The following is a 20,266-nucleotide window of genomic DNA, read 5'->3' on the forward strand; positions in this document are numbered from 1 at the left end:
GCGTCAGGCCGCGCTGCGCCGGTAGAAGGCCAGCGAGCCGGCCAGCGCCAGCAGCATGCCGCCGCAGGCGCGATCGATCCAGCGCGTGGCCGACACCGTCAGCAGCCGGATCGCGCGGGCGCCGACGAAGGCATAGGCCAGCATCACAGCCATGTCCAGGCCCGCGAAGATCAGGGCAATGACGATGTATTGCGGCGCCTGCGCGGCCGAGGGATCGATGAACTGCGGCAGCAGGGCCGAGCAGAAGATGTAGCCCTTGGGGTTGGTCACCGCCACCAGGAAAGACTTGAAGAAGATGCGCCGGCTTTCGCCCGCCGTGACCGAAGGCGCGGCATCGGCCGCCGGCAGGTGAAAACCGCCCTTGGAGCGCAGCATGCGCAGCCCGAGCCAGGCCAGGTACACCGCACCGACCCACTTCAGCATCGAGAACCAGAACTCCGACGCCGCCAGCAGCGCGCCCAGGCCGAGCGCCACGGCGCCGACCAGCACGAAGTCGGACAGCACCGCGCCGAGCATGCCCGGCAGGGCCCGGCGCACGCCGTGGCGCGAACCGTTGCTGAGCGCCAGCAGCACCGTGGGGCCGGGCGTGGCGATGGCCGCGAAGGCCACGATGGCGAAGAGAAGGGCGGTAGCGAGCGTCATCGGGGCAGTCTCCTTCGTGGGTTTTCAGCGGGCGGTCAGATCTTCTTGACCAGCACCTGGCTCTTGCGATCCCAGTTGTACTTGCGCTTGCGCGCTTCGGGCAGCCAGTCGGGGTTGACCTGCTGGAAGCCGCGCTTGAGGAACCAATGCATGGTGCGCGTGGTGAGCACGAAGATGCTGTCCAGGCCCATGGCCTTGGCGCGATGCTCGATGCGCTTGAGGATGCGCTCGCCGTCGCCCTGCGACTGCGATTGGGGCGAAACCGTGAGCGCGGCCATCTCGGCGGTGCGCGCCTCGGGGTAGGGATAGAGCGCCGCGCAGCCGAAGATCACGCCGTCGTGCTCGATCACCGTGTAGTGGCCCACGTCGCGCTCGATCTCGTTGCGGTCGCGCTTGACCAGCGTGCCGTCACGCTCGAAGGGCTCGATCAGCTGCAGGATGCCTCCGATGTCGTCCACCGTGGCTTCGCGCAGGCTTTCGAGCTTCTCGTCGATCACCATGGTGCCGACGCCGTCGTGCACGTACACCTCCAGCAGCAGCGAGCCGTCGAGCGCGAAGGGCAGGATGTGGTTGCGCTCCACGCCGCCCTTGCAGGCCTTCACGCAGTGCTGCAGGTAGAAGCCCGTGTCGGTCGGCTTCTGGGCCGGCGGCAGCGAGGCCAGCAGCTTTTCGGCGGCGTCCAGCGGCAACTCGGTGTCGATCGGGTTGTCTTCGCTCTCGGGCAGCTCGCTGTCGATGCGGATGCCGGGGATTTCCGTGAGGAAGATCAGCTTGTCGGCCTGGATGGAAATGGCGACGCTGGTGGCCACCTCTTCCATCGTCAGGTTGAAGGCTTCGCCGGTGGGCGAGAAGCCGAAGGGCGACATCAGCACCATCGCGCCGAAGTCCAGCGTGCGGCGGATGCCGGCCGCGTCCACCTTGCGCACCAGGCCCGAATGCTTGAAGTCCACCCCGTCGACCACGCCGACAGGGCGCGCAGTGATGAAGTTGCCCGAGATCACCCGAACCGTCGAGCCCGCCATCGGGGTGTTGGGCAGGCCCTGGCTGAAGGCGGCCTCGATTTCGTAGCGCAGCTGGCCGGCGGCTTCCTGCGCGGAGTCGAGCGCCACTTCGTCGGTGATGCGGATGCCGTGCGAATAGCGCGCCTCGTGGCCCTTGGCCGCGAGCTGTTCGTTGACCTGCGGCCGGAAGCCGTGCACCAGCACGATCTTCACGCCCATGCTCTGGATCAGTGCCAGGTCTTGCGCAATGTTCTGCAGCTTGCCCGCCGCAATTGCCTCGCCCGCCAGGCCAACCACGAAAGTCTTACCGCGGTGCGTGTGGATGTAGGGCGCGACCGAGCGGAACCAGGGCACGAAGGTGAAATTGAAGACGGTGGACATGGGGCGTGATTGTGCATTCATGAGGCGTCGTTTGCCTGACTCAGGCGATCGCGCGCAGCACGCGGGCTGCGCTGGCGGGAATGGCCGCTCCTGCGCCCGTGGGTGGCGTCGGCGGTGGCAGGCCGGCGTTGCGGGCGCGGAAGGTCGCCAGCAGCGCCGCGTAGGCATCCGTGGCCGCGCCGGCCGCCGGGTCCGGCAGCTCGAGCATCGCGGCCAGTTCGGCCGGCGCGATGGAGCCCTCGCGCAGCAGTGCGTCGACCACCGCCATCAGCGCAGGCGTATGCGCGTCGAGCAGCGCCAGTGCGCGTGCGTGCTCCTGCGCCAGCAGGGCCTCGATCTCGGGGTTGGTCACCTCGATGTCGGTGTTGACGTTGTCGCCCGGGTCGTTCGCGACGTCGGTGCGGCTCAGGCGCGTGCCGAAGGCGAAGTGGCGCACGTACTGCGCGGCATAGGCAGTCGCCTGCATGAAGTCTTGCGTGGCGCCGGAGGTGCAGGCCTGCTCGCCGAACACCAGCTGTTCGGCGGCTCGGCCCGCGAGGCTCACGCAGATGCGGTCGCGCAGGTTCTCCTTCGACCAGGCCTTGCGCTGCTCGTAGCTGTTGTAGCCGCCCTCGAACGAGGCCACGTTGATCTTGATCTCCTGCGGTGCGCGGGCGAACAGCAGGCCGTAGGCCACGCCGTGGCCTGCCTCGTGCACGGCGAGCAGGGCGCGGAAGTCCTCGCTCGAGCGCTGCTTGAGGCGGTTCAGCTCCAGCGCGACCGGAAACTGGCGGCGCGCCTTGCGGTACTTGGCCGTGATGCAGGATGCGCCCGCGTCCAGCGTGAGCCAAACCGGCTCGCTGCCGTCGGCGCGTTGCTCCAGCGCCCACAGCGCGGCATTGACCAGCGTCGCGCTCAGGATCGCGTGGATCGACGAAAACAGCGGGCGCGTGCCCTGCGCCGGGAACACGGCGTTGGCGTAGATCTGCTCGTACACGCTCGCGTCGAGCACGAAGCGCACGCCGGAGCTTTCCTGGATCTCGCCCACATAGCGGTCGCAGATCGACAGGATCAGGCGCACGTAGGTCGCGCGGTTGAACGAGGGGTAGATCACGTGGTTGTTGCCCAGTCGGGCGATCTGCTCAGGGCGGAAGCGCTCGGCCAGCGCCTTCTTCACGTCGATGACGGAGAGTTTCTTCGTCAGCGCGTGGAAGATGTCGGCGTCGGTGTCGCAGTCTTCGACGCGCTGGGCCGTCTCGGCGTACATCTCGTCGAGGTTGCCCGAGACGAACACCAGCAGCTTGCTGTAGTCGGTCTCCCAGCTCTGCTGCGTGTCGCGGAAGGCGCGCAGGCGCGCGTGCACCTCGGCGGGCTTCCACGCCATGATCTGCAGCAGGGTCTCGGAGAGCTTCAGGCAGCGCTTGACTTCGCGCGCCTCCCAGGGCGACAGGTGCAGCTTGCGCTTCTTGTCGAACTTCTTCTTGTCGGTGCCGTCGCGGTCCTGCACGAACTCGGCATGCGCGAGTGACGACTCGATCTCGCCGAGCATCGAGAGCGCGGGCGGCAGGCGGCTGTCGGACAGCAGCGCCCACACGTCCTGGTAGCGCTCGACCTTGGCGTCGTTGCCGTTGCCGTCGACCGTGCGAAAGCGCTGGAACTCGTCGAGCACCAGGATGCCGGGCGTGCCTTCGGCGATGCCCGATTCAGCCAGCATGGCCGAGATGGAGCCGCGGCTGTGGTAGCCAGAGCCGTGGCTGAAGCCGTCCATCTGCACTTCGATGAAGCGGTCGTAGAAGCCCAGGTGCTGCGCGAGCTTGCGCACCAGCTGCGTCTTGCCGGTGCCGGTGAGGCCCCAGAGGCAGACGATGACGGGGCGGCTGATGATCTGCGGCAGCACATACCAGGCACGCAGCGAATCGATCACGCGGTCGATGATGTCGTCGATGCCGAAGAGCTCGGTCTTCAGGGCTTCGGCAACGGTCTGCAGGTGGCGCGTGCGCTCTGCGAGCTCGGCGTGCAGACGGGAATGGATGTCTTTGGACATGGTGTTTTTCTTTTTTTGATTCTTTTGAATCGAGCAGGTACGACAAAGGCGGCCGCTCCTTCGAAATGAAGGAGTCGGCAGGCAAGACGCTGTGGGGGTCGGTTGCGGCGCTTCAGTGTCCGAAGCGCGCCGACATGAGCGAGGGCGCGGGCTTCAGGCCGGGCGAGGCAACTTGACCCTCCCATGCGCGGCGGGCGCATGGCTTGCGCAGCGACGGCGCAAGGTGGTGGGGGCAAGGCGATAGGACATGGGACGCGATCGTAGTAGCGGTTTGCAATTGAGTAAAGACTATTTACGGATCGTGTTGCGACGAAGCAGCGTGCTGTGGATGCCGTGCAACAGCCGCGGTGCGCACCGATAATCGATGGTTTGCCCGCCGCGCCAGCCCGACGACTGCCTTCCCTTGACGACCACGACACCTCTCCGCATCGAATTTCCCGAATCGCTCCCTGTCTCGGGCAGGCGCGACGAAATCATGGCCGCCATCTCGGCGCACCAGGTCGTGATCGTTTGCGGCGAGACGGGCTCGGGCAAGACCACGCAGCTGCCGAAGATCGCGCTCGCGCTGGGCCGCGGCAAGCTCAACGCCGAGCCGGGCAAGGGCCGGCTCATCGGCCACACGCAGCCGCGCCGCATTGCCGCGAGCTCGGTGGCCAAGCGCATTGCCGAAGAGCTGAAGACGCCGCTGGGCGACGTGGTCGGCTTCAAGGTGCGCTTTCAAGACCGCCTGAGCCGGGACGCCTCGGTCAAGCTGATGACCGACGGCATTTTGCTGGCCGAAACGCAGACCGATCCGCTGCTGAAGGCCTACGACACGCTCATCATCGACGAGGCGCACGAGCGCTCGCTGAACATCGACTTCCTGCTGGGCTACCTGCGCGAGATTCTTCCGCGCCGGCCCGACCTGAAGGTGATCGTCACCTCGGCCACCATCGATGCCGACCGCTTCGCGCAGCATTTCGCCTCGGCCAAGGGGCCTGCACCGACCATCATGGTGTCGGGCCGCACCTTCCCGGTGGAGCAGCGCTACCGGCCTTTCGAAGAATCGCGCGAGCATGATCTGAACGACGCCATTGCCGATGGCGTCGACGAACTCTGGCGCGATCCGCACAACGCAGGCGACATCCTCGTCTTCCTGCCCGGCGAGCGCGAAATCCGCGAGGCGGCCGACCACCTGCGCCGCCACCTGAGCCACCAGCCGCTGCTGCGCAATGCCGAGGTGCTGCCGCTGTTCGCGAGGCTCTCGGGTCCCGAGCAGGACCGCATCTTCGACGGCCACACGGGCCGGCGCATCGTGCTGGCCACCAACGTGGCCGAAACCTCGCTCACGGTGCCGGGCATCCGCTACGTGATCGACACCGGCACGGCGCGCGTCAAGCGCTACAGCTTCCGCAGCAAGGTCGAGCAGCTGCTGGTCGAGCCGATCAGCCAGGCGGCGGCCAATCAGCGCGCGGGTCGGTGCGGGCGCGTGGCGAACGGCATCTGCATCCGGCTCTACGACGAGAAAGATTTCGAAGGCCGCCCGCGCTTCACCGATCCGGAAATCCTGCGTTCGTCGCTGGCCGGCGTGATCCTGCGGATGAAGTCGCTGCGCCTGGGGGACGTGGCGCGCTTCCCGTTCCTGGAGGCACCGTCGCCGCGCGCGATTGCCGACGGCTACCAGTTGCTCAACGAGCTGGGCGCGGTCGACGATGCCAACGAGCTCACGCACACCGGCGCCGAGCTGTCGAGGCTGCCGCTGGACCCGCGCGTGGGCCGCATGATCCTGGAAGCCCGCTCGCGCGGCGCGCTCGAAGAAGTGCTCATCATCGCGTCGGCCCTCAGCGTGCAGGACGTGCGCGACCGCCCGATGGAAGCCCAGCAGCAGGCCGACCAGGCGCATTCGAAGTTCGACGACGAGAAGAGCGAGTTCAGCGGCTACCTTCGCCTTTGGAAATGGATCGCCGACGCGCGCGGCGGCCACGGTGACACGCACAAGCTCAGCAACCGGCAGTACGAACAGCTGTTGCGGCAGAACTTCATCAACATCCGTCGCGTGCGCGAATGGCGAGATATCCATTCGCAGCTGCTCACGGTGGTCACCGAGCACAAGTGGCGCCTGAATGCGGAGCCTGCCGGCTACGAGCCGCTGCACCTGTCGATGCTCGCAGGCCTGCTGGGCAACGTCGGCTGGAAGCTCGAAGACGACGAGGCCTACCTCGGCGCGCGAGGCATCAAGTTCTACAAGCACCCCGGCGCGCACCTGAAGAAGAAGCCGGGCCGATGGATCGTCGCGGCCGAACTGGTCGAGACCACGCGGCTCTTCGGGCGCGGCATCGCCAACATCGAGCCGCAGTGGCTCGAACAGGTGGCGGAGCATCTGCTGAAGAAGCAGTTGCTCGATCCGCACTGGGAGAAAAAAGGCGCGCAGGTGTCGGCGCTGGAGCGTGCAACGCTGTACGGCCTTGTTGTCTACAGCGGGCGGCGTGTCGATTTCACCAAGGTCGATCCGGTCGCGGCGCGCGAGATCTTCATCCGCGAAGCGCTGGTCGCCGGGCAGTGGGAGAGCAAGTTTCCGTTCCTGCAGGCCAACCGCAAGCTGGTGCGCGAGGTCGAGGGGCTGGAGCACAAGTCGCGCCGGCAGGACGTACTGGTCGACGACGAACTGATCTTCGCCTTCTACGACGCACAGCTGCCCGTCGACGTGGCCAGCGGCATCACTTTCGAGAACTGGTACCGCCAAGCCTCCAAGGAACAGCCGCGCCTGCTGTTCCTGACGCGCGACGAGCTGATGCGCCACCAGGCGGCCGGCATCACGACGCAATCGTTCCCGCCGACGCTGCGGCTCGGCGGCGTGGATTGCGCCGCGACATACCTGCACGAGCCCGGCGACGCGAAGGACGGCCTCACGGCCAGCGTGCCGCTGTTCGTGCTCAACCAGGTGAGCGAGGAGCGCTGCGAGTGGCTGGTGACGGGCATGCTCAAGGACAAGATCCAGGCACTGCTCAAGAGCCTGCCGCAGCGTCCGCGCTCGCGGCTGGTGCCGCTGCCCGAGTCGGCCTCGAAGCTGGCGGAAGAGCTGTCCGTGCCTGAGCTGTTCGGCACCGGCTCGCTGACCGACGTGCTGCTCAAGCGCGTGCGCGACATGACCAGCATCGACGTCAAGCGCGCGGACTTCAAGCTCGACATGCTGCCGCCGCACCTGTTCATGAACCTGCGCGTGATCGACGAGCACGGCCGGCAATTGGGCATGGGGCGCAACCTCGGTGCGCTGAAGGCCGAGCTTGGTGCACAGGCGCGTGGTGCCTTCCAGGCGTTGGCTGGGCTCAACGTCAAGGCGTCGCCGGAGAAGAATGCGGCGGCTGCGCCCGAAGGCAAGTCCGGGGCGCCCGCGAAGGACGCGAGCCAGCCCGCACCCGCCGTATTGCCTGCCGGCCAGCGCTACACGGGCTGGACCTTCGGCGAGCTGCCCGAGCTGATGGAAGTGCGCCGCGGCTCGCAATCGCTGATCGGCTTTCCGGCGCTGCGCGACGAAGGCGACGCGGTGACCATCGAGGTGTTCGACGAGCCCGCCGTGGCAGCCGCCAAGCACCGCGCCGGCCTGCGCCGCCTGTTCGCGCTGCAACTGAAAGACGCGCTCAAGTACCTCGAGAAGAACATTCCCGACCTGCAGAAGATGTCGGTGGCCTACATGCCGCTAGGCACCTCCGAAGAGCTGCGCACGCAGATCATCGATGTCGCGATCGACCGCGCCTTCCTGCAGGAGCCGCTGCCGACCGACGAGTTCGCGTTCAAGCGCCGGCTGGAGGAGGGGCGTGGCCGCCTCACGCTGATTGCCAACGAGGTGGCCCGGCTCGCGTCGACCATCCTCATTGAATACGCGGCGGCCGCGCGCAAGATCAAGGACACGAAGATCCAGCCCGATGCCGTGCAGGACGCCGCGCAGCAACTGCAGCGCCTCGTCGGCAAGCGCTTCATCGCCGATGCGCCGTGGACGCAGCTGCAGCACTTCGCGCGTTACCTCAAGGCCATCGTGCTGCGGCTCGACAAGCTGCGCGCCGACCCGGCGCGCGACGCCGCCAAGCTCGCGGAGCTGAAGCCGCAGGACCAGCGCTACTGGCGCCTTGTGGCCGAACGCAAGGGCGTGGTGGACGACCGCATGCTCGAGTTCCGTTGGCTGCTCGAAGAACTGCGCGTGAGCTTCTTCGCACAGGAGCTGCGCACGCCGCAGCCGGTGAGCGTGAAGCGGCTCGACAAGGCCTGGGCGCAGTTGCAGGCCTGATCCGCTGGCCGCAGTGGACGAAAAAAAGCCCGCTTGCGCGGGCTTTTTCTTTACGGCGTGCCTGGGCCTATATGCGTCCCATGAGAACCAGGATCACGACGATCAGCACGACCAGGCCGACACCGCCGCTGGGACCATAGCCCCAGGCCCGGCTGTATCCCCAACTCGGCAGCGCGCCGATCAATATCAGGATCAGGACGATCAGCAGAATGAACGAGAGCGACATGTTTTCTCCAGGGCGGTTGTTGTGACGAGCTTTCATGCTCCTCCCGCCATGTCGCGCGGATCGCCGGAGAGCCGCCCCTTCGGTGGTCGGTGAACGTCCTACCCTGGCCGTCGGCGCGTTGCCGGCGGCAGCGCAGGCAGGAACAGCATCGCCACCGCGACGAGCAGGAAAACGAGGCCAATGCCGCCGGTGATGACGGCGCCGCCCCACAGCGAGAAAAAGCCGTTCAGCATGGCGTCCTGCGGGTTGCGTGGATCGAAGAAGACGTCGACTTTCTCGCCGACGTCGTAGGCTGGCGGGTTGCTGCTGCTCGACGGCGTGAACTCGATGATCTCGCCGCCCGGCGCCTTGAAGCGCACCAGCGGCTTCCAGGTGCCCGAACTGTTGCTCTTCGAGCTTTCCACGTGAAGCAGCCGCAGGACTTCGCCCTGCGTGCGGCTGGCCGACGCGATGAAGGCCGACGTATGCTGGTACAGCAGCAGGGCAATGCCGCACAGCAGCGCGCCGACCACGCTGAAAACGAGCCTGATGATGGTGGTGGGCTGTTTCGTCATCGACGTGCGGCTGCCGCAGGCGTCAGAGCCGCGCGAGGCGCTCCAGCGCGGCGAGCAGCGTCTCGTCCTTCTTGGCGAAGCAGAAGCGCACCACGCGCTGGTCGAAGCCGTCGCCGTAGAAAGCCGACAGCGGGATCGCCGCCACGCCGATCTCGCGCGTGAGCCACAGGCAGAACTCGGCTTCGGACAGGTTGCTCACCGCCGAGATGTCGACGCACTGGAAGTAGCTGCCTTCGCTGCGCAGCAGCTTGAAGCGGGTTTTTTCGACCAGGCCCGCCGCGAACAAGTCGCGCTTGCGCTGATAGAAGGCCGGCAGTTCGAGGTACGGCTTCGGCTCGCCCATGTACTGCGCAAGCGCATGCTGCATCGGCGTGTTCACGGTGAACACGTTGAACTGGTGCACCTTGCGGAATTCGGCCATCAGCGGGGCCGGCGCGGCCACGTAGCCGACCTTCCAGCCGGTGACGTGGTACGTCTTGCCGAAGCTGCTGACGATGAAGCTGCGCGCTGCCAGGCCCGGGAAGCGGGCCACGCTTTCGTGGCGGGCGTTGTCGAACACCATGTGCTCGTAGACCTCGTCGCTGATCACGAACACGTCGGTGGGGGCGAGCAGTTCTTCGAGCTGCCGCATCTCGGCTTCGGTCCAGACCGTGGCGCTCGGGTTGTGCGGCGTGTTGATGATGATGGCGCGCGTGCGCGGAGTGAGCGCTGCGGCGATCTTGTCGAAGTCGGGGCGGAAGGTGCCCGGCGTGAGCGGTACGCGCACCACGCTGCCGCCGGCCAGCTCGATGTTGGGCACGTAGCTGTCGTAGCAGGGTTCCAGCACGATCACTTCGTCGCCCGGGCGCACGATGGCGAGGATGGCAGTGATGATGGCTTGCGTGGCGCCGGCGGTGACGGTGATTTCCGTGGCCGCGCTGTAGCCGTAGCCGTACATCGCCGAGATCTTGGCGGCGATGGCGTCGCGCAGCGCCGGGATGCCGGGCATCGGCGGGTACTGGTTGTGGCCCGCGGCCATGGCGGCCGTGACGTCTTCGAGCAGCTTCGGATCGCAGTGGAAATCCGGAAAGCCCTGGCCCAGGTTGACCGCGTTCTTCTCGGCGGCCAGCGCCGACATCACGGTGAAGATGGTGGTGCCGACGGCCGGCAGCTTGGTGACGATGTCGGGCGTGCGTGGGGATTGAACTGTGCTCATAGCTCGTAGTCTTGTTGGTGGCCGCTCAGGGCCTTGGCGATCAGGTTGCGGTCGAGGCGGTCGGACAGCAGCTCGGCGAACTTGAAGACGAAGTTGCGCAGGTAGGCGCTGCGCTTGAACGCGACACGCGCAATATTCTGGCCGAACACATGCCCCATCGGGCGCACCACGAGGTCGGCGTTCGACTCGTCGCGCACGGCCATTTCGGCCACGATGCCCACGCCCAGCCCGAGGCGCACGTAGGTCTTGATCACGTCGGAGTCGATGGCTTCGAGCGCGATGCGCGGCGTGAGCTTTTTCTGTGCGAACGCATGGTCGATGCGCGTGCGGCCGGTGAACGAGGGGTGGTACGTGATGATCGGCTCGCTCGCCAGGTCTTCGAGCGAAATGCGCTCCTTGGCGGCCAGCGGATGGTCCTTGGGCAGCACCAGAACGTGCTGCCATTCGTAGCAGGGCAGGGTCACCAGCTCGGCGTAGCCGTCGAGCGATTCGGTGGCGATGCCGATCTCGGCGATCTCGTCGATCACCATGCGAGCCACCTGGTCGGGCGAGCCCTGGTGCAGGCTCACGTTGACCTTGGGATAGGCCTCGCGCAGGTTCGCCACGGGCACGGGCAGCACGTAGCGCGCCTGCGTATGGGTTGTGGCGATGGAGAGGGTGCCGCTGTCCTGCGCGCTGAACTGTTCGCCGATGCGCTTGAGATTGCCCACCTCGCGCATGATGAGTTCGATGCTGGCGATGACATGCTGGCCCGGCTCGGTAACGCGTTTGAGCCGCTTGCCATGGCGCGCGAAGATTTCAACGCCCAGTTCTTCCTCGAGCTCGATGATGGCCTTGGAGACACCGGGTTGCGAGGTGTGGAGCGCCTTGGCCGCCTCGGTGAGGTTCAGGTTGCGCCGCACGGCTTCCTGAACAAACTTGAACTGATGCAGATTCATATCAAATTCCGTCTTATTACGGAATTCATTATGCCTTCGGAATCTATCGAAATTGCCGGATGTTCACTATTTGACCGCAATTCTGGCCAGGAGATCGACCAGTTCGGGCTCTTCGCCCACGATGCGCGCGAGCGAAAAGTCAATGGCGGGCCATTTCTGGCGCAGTGCCTCGAGTTGGTGCGGCAGGTCTTCGCGGGCGTGCTTGCCCATGCCCAGGAACAGCGGAACCACGCGGATGGCGGTGGCGCCACTGGCAATCAGCGCCGCAACCGCTGTGGGCAGGTCGGGCGTTGCCAGCTCCATATAGGCGCAGGCCACGCGGGCATTCGGCTCGTTTTTGCACACGCGTTCGGCCACGGCCTCGATGGGCTCGCGCCAGCGATCGTCGCGCGAACCGTGCGCCAGTAAAACGATGCCCTGGGTCATCGTCGCAAGACCAGCCAGCTGAAGGCCGTCAACGACATCACCGAATAGATCATGCCCGGCGCCGCCGCCGTGAGCCATGGCGACCAGTTGCTGAGGTTGCCGAGGTAGCCGAACACGTTGTTCAGCAGGAAGAAGCTGATGCCGATCATCACGCCGCCGAACACGTAGGTGGTGATACCGGCCTGGCGGAAGTGCAGGTAGGCGAAGGGCAGGGCGAGCACCACCATCACCAGGCACGAAAGCGGATAGAACACCTTGCGCCAGAACTCGATCTCGTAGCGCTGCGCGGTCTGGCCGTTGGCGTCGAGGTGGCGGATGTAGTCGAACAGGTCGATCGTGCTCATGCGGTCGGGGCGCAGGAGCGCGACCGAGACCATTTCGCTGGTCAGCGAGGTGGCCCAGTTCAGCTGCGGGGTCTTGGTCGTGGCGATGCGGGCCTGGTCGGCCGCGCCGCGCGTGTCGTACTTCTGCTCTTCCACGTCGGTGAGCATCCAGTGCCCGTCGCCGATGCGGGCCGAGCCTGCGGTGATCTGGGTGCTGATGTAGCCGTTGTCGTCGAATTCGAAGATGCGCGGGCTCTTCAGCGCGCCTTTGCGGTCAATGGACAGCACGTTCACCGCGTACGAGACATTGCCCCGTTTTTCCTTGAGCCAGGCGCCCGTGTTGCCCGCCAGCGAATAGATGCCCTGGTACTTGGCCTTGAGCAGCTGCCCTGTGCGCTCGGAGGCCGGGGCGACATAGTCGCCGACGGCGAAGGTCAGCACGACGAAGCCGATGCCCAGCAGCAGCAGGGTGCGCAGCGCGCGCCAGGGGCCCAGCCCGCTGGTGCGCAGGATGGTGTATTCGGAGCTTTGCGCCAGCCGGGCCATCACGAAGATGGAGCCGATCAGCACCGTGATCGGCAGCAGTTCGTAGAGGTGGCTCGGCACCAGCAGCATCACGTAGGCCAGCGCCTGTGCGGGCCCGTAGTTGAGGCTGTCCGGCTTGCCGATGGATTGCAGTTCGTCGACGAAGTCGAAGAAGAAAAAGAGGCTCAGGAAGCCGAGCGTCACGAACGCAACGGCCTTCAGCACCTCCACGTAGATCAGGCGTCTTATCGTTTTCACGTGGGTTCGATCTTGGGTGTGGGCAGCACGGCGGCGGAAGGGCTTTGCTTTGATCGCCGGCCCCAGTTGTTCTGGCGAACGCCGAGCCATGCCAGGTTGATCAGCAGCACGCCGCCATGCAACAGCAGCATGAAACTGCCCATGCTGTATTTGCCCGAGCTGATCCAGCTTTGGCCCAGGTTGAGCATGTTGTAGTACACGACGAACGCGAACAGCGCGAGAAGCAGGTTGCCGCTTCGGCCGACGCGCGGGTTGGCGCTGGATACATTCAGCGCCAGCAGCACGAAGTTGATGGCCGTCAGCAGCATGCCGATGCGCCAAGCCAGTTCGCCGCGGCTGGGGTCGCTGGTGTCGGGCAGCAGGGACAGCGTGCTGCGCGCGCGCGGCGGTGTCGCGTCGTTGACCAGGCCGCTGTTGCCGCCTGCCCGGGTGCCGTAAGTCTTGAACTCGCTGATCTTCAGGCCGGTGTTTGTCATGGGCTGCTCGAGCCGCTGGCCGCTGTTGAGCAGCAGGTAGCGCGAATCGCCGATGTTCTCGATGCTGCCGCTGCGCGCCGAGGTCGTGATCTGCATGTTGCGCTCGATCGACCAGATGAAGACGTTGGTGGCCTTGGAGTTGTCCGGCGTCTCCTTGTCGATGAAGAACACGCGCACCCGGCCAGCGGATTCGCGGAACTCACCCGGCGCCACCCGCTCGATGTCGCTGCGCTGCTCGTACTGCTTGCGCATGCCGATGGTCTGCGAGTTGGCCCACGGCCAGCCCACCAGCGCCATCACCGCGATCAGGATCAGCACCGGCCAGGCGAAGCGGAAGAGTGGCTTGATGAAGTCGGTCAGGCCGCGGCCGCTGGAAAACCAGATCACCATTTCGCTGTCGCGGTACATGCGCGACAGGGTGCCGACGATGGCGATGAACAGGCTCAGGCTCAGGATGGTCGGCATGTAGCCGAGCACCGTGTAGGCCATCACCAGGAACACCTCCTGCGGGTTCACACTGCCCTTGGACGCGAGCCCGAGGGTACGGATGAGCATCATGGTCATCACGATGGTGACCAGTACCACGAGGGTCGCTCCGAAGCTGCGGGACAGCTCCTTGCGTAGGGAAGAATGGAATAACATCGTTCGAGGAAAAAAAGGATTATGGACTTTCAACTCAAGACCCTCACCGTCGCCCAGGCCGCAGCCGAGAAATCCGATGTCCTGATCGTGCTCGTCGGCAGCGCTCCTCTTACCTCCAAAGACCCGTTGTCGGTGCTCGCCGCCAGTGCCCGCAAGGCCGGCGACCTGCCTGACAAGGCCGGCAAGCTGCTGGGGCTTTACCGTCCGGAAGACGTCGTGGCGTCCCGCGTGGTGCTCGCCGCCATCGGCGACGGCAAGCCCGCCTCGGTTCGCAGCGGCGTGGTCGCGGCGGTCAATTCGGCCAAGGCCCAGGCCCCCAAGCGCGTGACCGTGGTGTTCGCCCAGCCTGCTGAGGGCGCGGCGGTGGCCAGCGCCGTCACGGCGGCGGCTGACGCCAGCTACGTCTACACCGCCACCAAGTCGAAGGCCGAACCCCGCAGCATCCGCCACCTGACCGTCGGCGTGGCCGATGCCGCCGCCGTCACCGGCGCCTTCGACGCCGCCCGTGCCACTGTCGCGGGCATCGAACTGGCCAAGGAGTGGGGCAACCGGCCCGCCAACCACGCCACGCCCACGCTGCTGGCCGAGGCCGCCAAGGGGCTGGCCAAGCTGCCGAACATCAAGTGCGAGGTGCTGGGTCCGAAGGAAGTCGAAAAGCTCGGCATGGGCTCCTTTGCCGCCGTGGCGCAGGGCTCGGCGGAGCCGCTGCGCTTCATCGTGCTGCGCTACCACGGGGCGCCCAAGGACCAGGCGCCCGTGGTGCTGGTCGGCAAGGGCATTACCTTCGACACCGGCGGCGTCTCGCTCAAGCCCGCTGCCGAAATGGACGAAATGAAGTTCGACATGTGCGGTGCGGCCAGCGTGCTTGGCACCTTCCGCGCGCTCGGCGACATCCAGCCCGCCATCAACGTCGTCGGCCTCATTCCTTCGTGCGAGAACATGAACGACGGCCGTGCGGTGAAGCCGGGCGACGTGGTGACCAGCATGAGCGGCCAGACCATCGAGGTGCTCAACACCGACGCAGAAGGCCGGCTAATCCTGTGCGACGCGCTGACCTATGCCAAGCGCTTCGAGCCGGCGGCGGTGATCGACATCGCCACGCTGACGGGCGCCTGCGTGGTGGCCCTGGGCGGCGTGCGCAGCGGCCTGTTCTCGACCAACGAAGCATTGGCCGCGGCGCTCGAAGCCGCTGGCGAGACCTCGCAAGACCGCTGCTGGCGCCTGCCGCTCGACGACGACTACGCGGAGGGCCTCAAGAGCAACTTCGCCGACGTGGCCAACATTGCCGGCCGCGCGGGTGGCGCCATCACTGCCGCCAAGTTCCTGCAGCGCTTTGCGGGCGACTTCGCCTGGGCGCATCTGGACATCGCGGGCACTGCGTGGAAGAGCGGCGCGGCAAAGGGTTCGACCGGGCGGCCGGTGGGCTTGCTGGTGTCGTACCTGACGAGTCGCGCGGCCAGCGGCGACGCCAAGACCGGCAAGGCCAAGAAAACCAAGACCCCTGGAGCTCCGGCCAAAAAGGCTCGGGCCACGAAGTGACGGAAATCGGCTTTCACTACAACGCGCGTGACAAGCTGAACTACGCCTGCCGGCTGGTTCGCAAGGCCGTGAACGCGCGCGGCCTGCGCGTGGTAGTCGTGGGCGATGCGCAGGCGCTCGACGCGGTGGATGCGGCACTCTGGCAGCTGTCGCCGGTGGACTTCGTCGCGCACTGCCGAGGCGATGCGCCGGCTCATGTGGTCGCGCGTTCGCCCGTCGTTCTGTCGGCGCAGGGCGCTGATGCGGCCTCGCTGCCGCACCGCGAAATGCTGGTGAATCTGGGCCTCGAAGTGCCTGCGGGCTTCGAGCGCTATGAACGCATGATCGACATCGTGAGCGACGAGGACAACGACCGCCAGGTCGGTCGTTCGCGCTGGCGCCACTATGCCGATCGTGGCTACACCATCCAGCCGCACGACTTCGCAAAGAGTCCCTGACATGGCCAGCACACTGCGCACGCCGCCCCGGTTCGTTCCCACGCTGACCACGGTGCTCGAGATCCCGGAGGAGCCCGCGGTCCCCGAGCCGCAGGCCGCACCGACGCCCCAGCCCGACCCGGCGAGTGCCATGGCATTGCCGCCGGCCGCGCAGCTTTCGCAGGCGGAAATCGTCAGCCTCGAAGAGCAGTTGCTGCACCGCGTTCTGCAGCGCGTCGACCTGTCTCTGGAAGAGCGTTTGAGCGACACCGTGTCAGCTGCCGTTCAGCATCAACTCGATGCGATGGTGCCGCGATTGCGCAATGAAATCGAAGCCGTTTTGCGCGCGTTGGTGATCGAGGCCATGGCCGCCGAACTCAGCGAAAACACAGGGTCTACGCCAGCTTCCGGAGCCTGAATCCTCGGCTAAACTGCGCCGCAGGTCGGAAGGGCGTGAGGGTGCCGCTGGTCCGCGGCGCGAAACTTGCGAGGTCAGCGCGCCCGGATCACACGACCGGTTTTTTATTCTTTTCATCCAAGTTCTGGAGGTTCTCATGCAATTGAAATGGACTGCGGTCGCACTGGCTGCAATCACGCTCGTGGCTTGCGGCAAGAAGGAAGAAGCTGCTGCTCCCGCTGCAGCGCCCGCGCCAACGGCTGCGGCCCCGGCTGCACCTGCACCCGCACCTGCCGGAGAAACCCTGGTCGTCAAGATCGGTCACGTGGGACCGACCAGCGGTGCCATCGCCCACCTCGGCAAGGACAACGAGTTCGGCGCCAAGATGGCCATCGAAGACCTGAATGCAAAGGGCCTCAAGATCGGCGACAAGGTTGCCAAGTTCGAACTGATCGCCGAAGACGACGCAGGCGATCCGAAGCAGGGCACGGCTGTGGCCCAGAAGCTCGTGGACGAAAAGGTCAACGGCGTGGTCGGTCACCTGAACTCGGGCACCACCATCCCCGCCTCGAAGCTCTACAGCGACGCCGGCATTCCACAGATCTCGCCTTCGGCCACCAACCCGAAGTACACGCGTCAAGGCTTCAAGACCACGTTCCGCGTGGTGGCTGACGACACGCAACTCGGCGGCACGCTGGGCAAGTACGCAGTCGAAACGCTCAAGGGCAAGAACATTGCCGTGATCGACGACCGTACCGCCTACGGCCAAGGCGTTGCCGAAGAGTTCGAGAAGTCGGCCAAGGCCGCTGGCGCCACCATCGTGGGCCACGAGTTCACCACCGACAAGTCGACCGACTTCAACGCCATCCTGACCAAGCTGAAGGCCTCCAAGCCCGACGTGCTGTTCTTCGGCGGCATGGACGCCGTTGGCGGCCCGATGCTCAAGCAGGTCAAGCAACTCGGCCTGAACGTCAAGTTCATGGGCGGCGACGGCCTGTGCACCAGCGAACTGCCGAAGCTGGCTGGCGATGCCATCGGCGAAGAGATGGTTGTTTGCGCCGAAGCCGGCGGTGTGGACGGCGACTTCAAGCAGCCGCTGGAAGACTTCAAGGCCAAGTTCAAGACCAAGAACGGCGTCGAAGTGCAGATCTATGCACCGTACGTGTACGACGCGGTCAACGTGCTGGCCGAAGCCATGGTGAAGGCCGGTTCGTCCGACCCCGCCAAGTACCTGCCTGAAGTTGGCAAGGTGCAATACAAGGGCGTGACCGGCCCGATCGCCTTCGACGAAAAGGGCGACATCAAGAACGGTGCCCTGACGCTGTACACCTACAAGGGTGGTGCACGCACGCAGATCGCCGTGGTGCGCTGATTCATTTCGGCAAACCTGCGGTTATCCGCAAAAGAGAAAAGGGCCTTCGGGCCCTTTTTTCATGGCCGCTTCGAAGGCGGCTTATTCAGAGCTCAGAGCGGAGCAAGGCCCGATGGGCGGTTGGCATTGCAGTACTCGATGAAGGCATCGAGGTCGCGTGACTTGTCGAATACCGCATCGGCGCCGAGCGCCGTGCAGCGCGCCCGGATATCCGCCGTCACGTAGTTGCTGAGCACGACCACTCGCTGGCTGGGTTTGCGGGTCTTGCAGCCGCCCAGCACGCCGAGGCCGGAGCCTTCCTTCAGGAACAGGTCGACGATCAGGAGCTGCCAGTCATCAGGATGCGCCGCGAGCCATGCAAGGGCTTCCGTTTCGGTTTCGGCGAAGCCGACCACGCGGCCGTTGACCAAGTCCTCGAGTGCCGGGACCAGGTTATCCCTGATGGTCTTGTTGTCCTCGACGAGGAACGTGATGAGGGCCATGCCGTGGTTTCGCTTTGAGAACCAATAGCGTAGCGTGCCTGACGCTGATGCAGCGTAGGAGAAAGGATACGGACGGCGTATTGCGCGCCGGTCAGTCGGAGCTTTCGGCGCGGATCTTTGCCTTGAGCTTCTCGGCCAGAGCCTGGCTTTCGTCGCGCTCAGCCGTGACCTCGAGACGCTTCTCGATTTCCTCGCTCAGCGCGGCATTGACCTCGGCCAGCTTCTCGGCGGACTTGGCCAGCTTCTCTTCCAGCTGGCTGGTGTGTTCGATGGCCTGTGCCACCTCGCCAACCTGCACTTCTTCGGGCAGTTCCTGTTCGAGCACCGTGTTCACCACGGCGAGGTTGTCCGACGCCCGTTGCACGTCGGCAGCCACCTGCTCGCTCTTTTCGAGGGTGCGGTCCAGCGGTGTCTTGCCACGCGGCTGGGTTTTCGGTTGTCCGGCCATCGAGGCTCCTTTGTGGGCTTGAAATGAAAACCTTTGGATGGTACTGCCAGAAGAAAGTGTCTGAGTTCGGGGGCAAGTTGTTGCAAAGCAACGCACTGCCTTTCAAGTCTGGTTGGGCCAGACGACAAAAAAGCCCAAGTGCTTGTGGCAACTTGGGCTTCTTGCTTTGTCTTCATGTTCGCGAACGGTTACGAACAATCAATCTCTGGCGGAGCAGGCGGGATTCGAACCCGCGGAGGGCTATTAACCCTCACACGCTTTCCAGGCGTGCGACTTAAACCGCTCATCCACCGCTCCTGAGCCCACGATTGTAGCAGTCAGTTCAGGTCGGATTCGACGGCTTGCCTGCCTGGACCATGCGCATGGCCGACGCGATGAGCGCGGCGGTCTCGCTCATGTTGCTTGGCACGATCAGGGTGGTCTTGGAATCGGCCGCGACCTTGCCGTAGGCGTCGACGGCGCGCTCGGCCACCTTCAGCTGCACGGCCTGTTCGCCGCCCGGCTGGCGGATGGCCGCAGCCACGCGTTCGATGGCGTCCGCCGTCGCGGTGGCGACCGCGGTGATGGCGGCGGCTTCACCCTGGGCGTTGTTGATCTGCGCCTGCTTCTCGCCTTCGGAGCGGGCAATGAAGGCCTCGCGTTCGCCGGTGGCGATGTTGATCTGCTCCTGGCGGCGGCCTTCGGAGGCCGCGATCAGCGCGCGCTTGCCGCGCTCGGCCGTGATCTGTGCCTGCATGGCCAGCAGGATTTCCTTCGGCGGCGTCAGGTCCTTGATTTCATAGCGCAGCACCTTCACGCCCCAGTTGAGCGCGGCCTCGTCGATGGCGGCAACCACCTGGGCGTTGATGACGTCGCGTTCCTCGAAGGTCTTGTCGAGCTCCAGCTTGCCGATCACGCTGCGCAGCGAGGTCTGTGCGAGTTGCGTCACGGCCACGATGTAGTTCGACGAGCCATAGCTCGCGCGCATCGGATCGGTCACCTGGAAGTACAGGATGCCGTCGACCTGCAGCTGCGTGTTGTCGCGCGTGATGCAGATCTGGCTCGGCACGTCGAGCGGGATTTCCTTCAGGCTGTGCTTGTAGGCCACCCGGTCGATGAACGGAATCAGGAAGTTGGGGCCGGGCGTCATGGTGCCGTGGTACTTGCCGAGGCGCTCGCGCACCCAGGCGTTCTGCTGCGGCACGAACTTCACCGACTGGCTGATGAAGATGATCGCGATGACCAGGATGATGAGTGGGACCGAAAATTCCATGGTGCGCTTCCTTTTCTGAGTTCTACGTATTGACTAAACCTTGTCGACGACCAGCCGACTGCCGATGACTTCGACCACACGGTGCTCGCCGGTCGACGGCGTGCGGCCCGCGCGCTGGACCACCGTCCATTGCGCGCCCCGGTAGCGCACGGTTGCCGTGCCGTCGGCATTCCAGGCATCGACGTGTACGGTCTCGCCGATGTCGAGGTTCACGTCGCGGTTGGTTCCGGTGGGCGGGGCAGGGGGGCGCTTGCGCTGGATCGAGTACCAGGTCAGCACGGCACCCACGCCGATGACCGAGGCCACGATCAGTTGGGTGACGGTGCCGAAGCCCAGGTGCGCCGCAATTGCCGCGGCCGCGAAACCGGCGGCCAGCAGCAGAAGATATACGGTGCCCGAGAGCAACTCGACCACGATGGCTACCCCCGCAATCAGCCACCAGACGGTGGAATTCGCCATGTCGACTCCTCTTTTCCTTATTCGATGCGC

At 65.5% G+C, this 20,266-nt stretch carries 19 protein-coding genes and 1 tRNA gene; 5 read left to right on the forward strand and 15 right to left on the reverse strand.

All coding sequences use genetic code 11. From position 1 onward, the window contains the following. Positions 1–3 precede the first annotated feature (3 nt). The 3 genes from ACTG4X_RS16965 to ACTG4X_RS16975 are packed head-to-tail and all read right to left on the reverse strand — an operon-like array spanning position 4 to position 4,047. Positions 4–642 (reverse strand): LysE family translocator, encoded by a 639-nt coding sequence (locus ACTG4X_RS16965; RefSeq protein WP_093173888.1) that lies wholly within the window; start codon positions 640–642, stop codon positions 4–6. Between the two features lie 35 nt (positions 643–677). Further along, on the reverse strand, positions 678–2,024 hold the full coding sequence (gene argA / locus ACTG4X_RS16970) for an amino-acid N-acetyltransferase (protein ID WP_093054709.1): 1,347 nt from the start codon (positions 2,022–2,024) through the stop codon (positions 678–680). A 40-nt stretch (positions 2,025–2,064) separates the two neighbouring features. Next, positions 2,065–4,047, reverse strand: a complete 1,983-nt coding sequence (locus tag ACTG4X_RS16975) for an AAA family ATPase (protein ID WP_440531411.1) — start codon at positions 4,045–4,047, stop codon at positions 2,065–2,067. A 364-nt stretch (positions 4,048–4,411) separates the two neighbouring features. Here ACTG4X_RS16975 and hrpA point away from each other — a divergent pair, with 364 nt between their 5' ends. Further along, positions 4,412–8,308, forward strand: coding sequence for an ATP-dependent RNA helicase HrpA (gene hrpA, locus ACTG4X_RS16980; RefSeq protein ID WP_440531412.1), 3,897 nt, complete (start codon positions 4,412–4,414; stop codon positions 8,306–8,308). A gap of 67 nt (positions 8,309–8,375) precedes the next feature. Here hrpA and ACTG4X_RS16985 read toward each other — a convergent pair whose 3' ends face one another. From ACTG4X_RS16985 to lptF, 7 genes are all read right to left on the reverse strand, one after another. Next, positions 8,376–8,534 carry a DUF3309 family protein gene (locus tag ACTG4X_RS16985; protein WP_093054714.1) on the reverse strand — a complete coding sequence of 53 codons (159 nt, stop codon included), beginning with the start codon at positions 8,532–8,534 and terminating at the stop codon, positions 8,376–8,378. Between the two features lie 98 nt (positions 8,535–8,632). Then, entirely contained in the window at positions 8,633–9,088 is a 456-nt protein-coding gene (locus tag ACTG4X_RS16990) for a DUF3592 domain-containing protein (protein ID WP_440531413.1), read from the reverse strand. Positions 9,089–9,110: 22 nt separating this feature from the next. Further along, a complete protein-coding gene (locus ACTG4X_RS16995; protein ID WP_440531414.1) occupies positions 9,111–10,283 on the reverse strand; it encodes a pyridoxal phosphate-dependent aminotransferase in 1,173 nt (390 codons plus the stop codon). After that, positions 10,280–11,221, reverse strand: coding sequence for a CysB family HTH-type transcriptional regulator (locus tag ACTG4X_RS17000; RefSeq protein ID WP_007832298.1), 942 nt, complete (start codon positions 11,219–11,221; stop codon positions 10,280–10,282). Before ACTG4X_RS17000 ends, ACTG4X_RS16995 begins: the two co-directional genes overlap by 4 nt. A 66-nt stretch (positions 11,222–11,287) precedes the next feature. Then, positions 11,288–11,647, reverse strand: coding sequence for a sirohydrochlorin chelatase (locus tag ACTG4X_RS17005; RefSeq protein WP_440531415.1), 360 nt, complete (start codon positions 11,645–11,647; stop codon positions 11,288–11,290). Beyond that, positions 11,644–12,753, reverse strand: coding sequence for an LPS export ABC transporter permease LptG (lptG, locus tag ACTG4X_RS17010; protein WP_307614103.1), 1,110 nt, complete (start codon positions 12,751–12,753; stop codon positions 11,644–11,646). The genes ACTG4X_RS17005 and lptG overlap by 4 nt, the downstream gene beginning before the upstream one ends. Continuing rightward, entirely contained in the window at positions 12,750–13,871 is a 1,122-nt protein-coding gene (gene lptF, locus ACTG4X_RS17015; protein ID WP_093054723.1) for an LPS export ABC transporter permease LptF, read from the reverse strand. Before lptF ends, lptG begins: the two co-directional genes overlap by 4 nt. Before the next feature lie 21 nt (positions 13,872–13,892). Here lptF and ACTG4X_RS17020 point away from each other — a divergent pair, with 21 nt between their 5' ends. The 4 genes from ACTG4X_RS17020 to ACTG4X_RS17035 all read left to right on the forward strand — a co-directional run bounded on the left by ACTG4X_RS17020 (position 13,893) and on the right by ACTG4X_RS17035 (position 17,595). After that, complete coding sequence (locus ACTG4X_RS17020; RefSeq protein WP_093054725.1) at positions 13,893–15,410, forward strand: leucyl aminopeptidase; 1,518 nt, start codon at positions 13,893–13,895, stop codon at positions 15,408–15,410. Beyond that, the gene (locus ACTG4X_RS17025; RefSeq protein ID WP_093173877.1) at positions 15,407–15,847 is read left to right on the forward strand and encodes a DNA polymerase III subunit chi; all 441 of its coding nucleotides are present in this window, start codon (positions 15,407–15,409) and stop codon (positions 15,845–15,847) included. The genes ACTG4X_RS17020 and ACTG4X_RS17025 overlap by 4 nt, the downstream gene beginning before the upstream one ends. 1 nt (position 15,848) lies before the next feature. Continuing rightward, positions 15,849–16,244: a hypothetical protein gene (locus tag ACTG4X_RS17030; RefSeq protein WP_093074594.1), complete on the forward strand. Its 396-nt coding sequence runs from the start codon at positions 15,849–15,851 to the stop codon at positions 16,242–16,244. 136 nt (positions 16,245–16,380) lie between these two features. Beyond that, on the forward strand, positions 16,381–17,595 hold the full coding sequence (locus ACTG4X_RS17035) for a branched-chain amino acid ABC transporter substrate-binding protein (RefSeq protein ID WP_093054731.1): 1,215 nt from the start codon (positions 16,381–16,383) through the stop codon (positions 17,593–17,595). Positions 17,596–17,687: 92 nt separating this feature from the next. Here the strand turns inward: ACTG4X_RS17035 and ACTG4X_RS17040 are convergent, their stop codons facing one another. The 5 genes from ACTG4X_RS17040 to ACTG4X_RS17060 form a co-directional block, all read right to left on the reverse strand. After that, complete coding sequence (locus tag ACTG4X_RS17040; protein ID WP_093054733.1) at positions 17,688–18,077, reverse strand: response regulator; 390 nt, start codon at positions 18,075–18,077, stop codon at positions 17,688–17,690. 91 nt (positions 18,078–18,168) lie between these two features. After that, positions 18,169–18,525, reverse strand: coding sequence for a hypothetical protein (locus tag ACTG4X_RS17045; RefSeq protein WP_093054735.1), 357 nt, complete (start codon positions 18,523–18,525; stop codon positions 18,169–18,171). Positions 18,526–18,731: 206 nt separating this feature from the next. Next, positions 18,732–18,822, reverse strand: a tRNA-Ser gene (locus tag ACTG4X_RS17050). 25 nt (positions 18,823–18,847) lie between these two features. After that, on the reverse strand, positions 18,848–19,777 hold the full coding sequence (locus tag ACTG4X_RS17055; RefSeq protein WP_093054740.1) for an SPFH domain-containing protein: 930 nt from the start codon (positions 19,775–19,777) through the stop codon (positions 18,848–18,850). Between the two features lie 33 nt (positions 19,778–19,810). Continuing rightward, positions 19,811–20,236, reverse strand: coding sequence for an NfeD family protein (locus ACTG4X_RS17060; RefSeq protein ID WP_093054742.1), 426 nt, complete (start codon positions 20,234–20,236; stop codon positions 19,811–19,813). Positions 20,237–20,266: the final 30 nt, after the last annotated feature.

The organism is Variovorax sp. YR566, from assembly GCF_051992195.1.
Taxonomy (GTDB): domain Bacteria; phylum Pseudomonadota; class Gammaproteobacteria; order Burkholderiales; family Burkholderiaceae_C; genus Variovorax.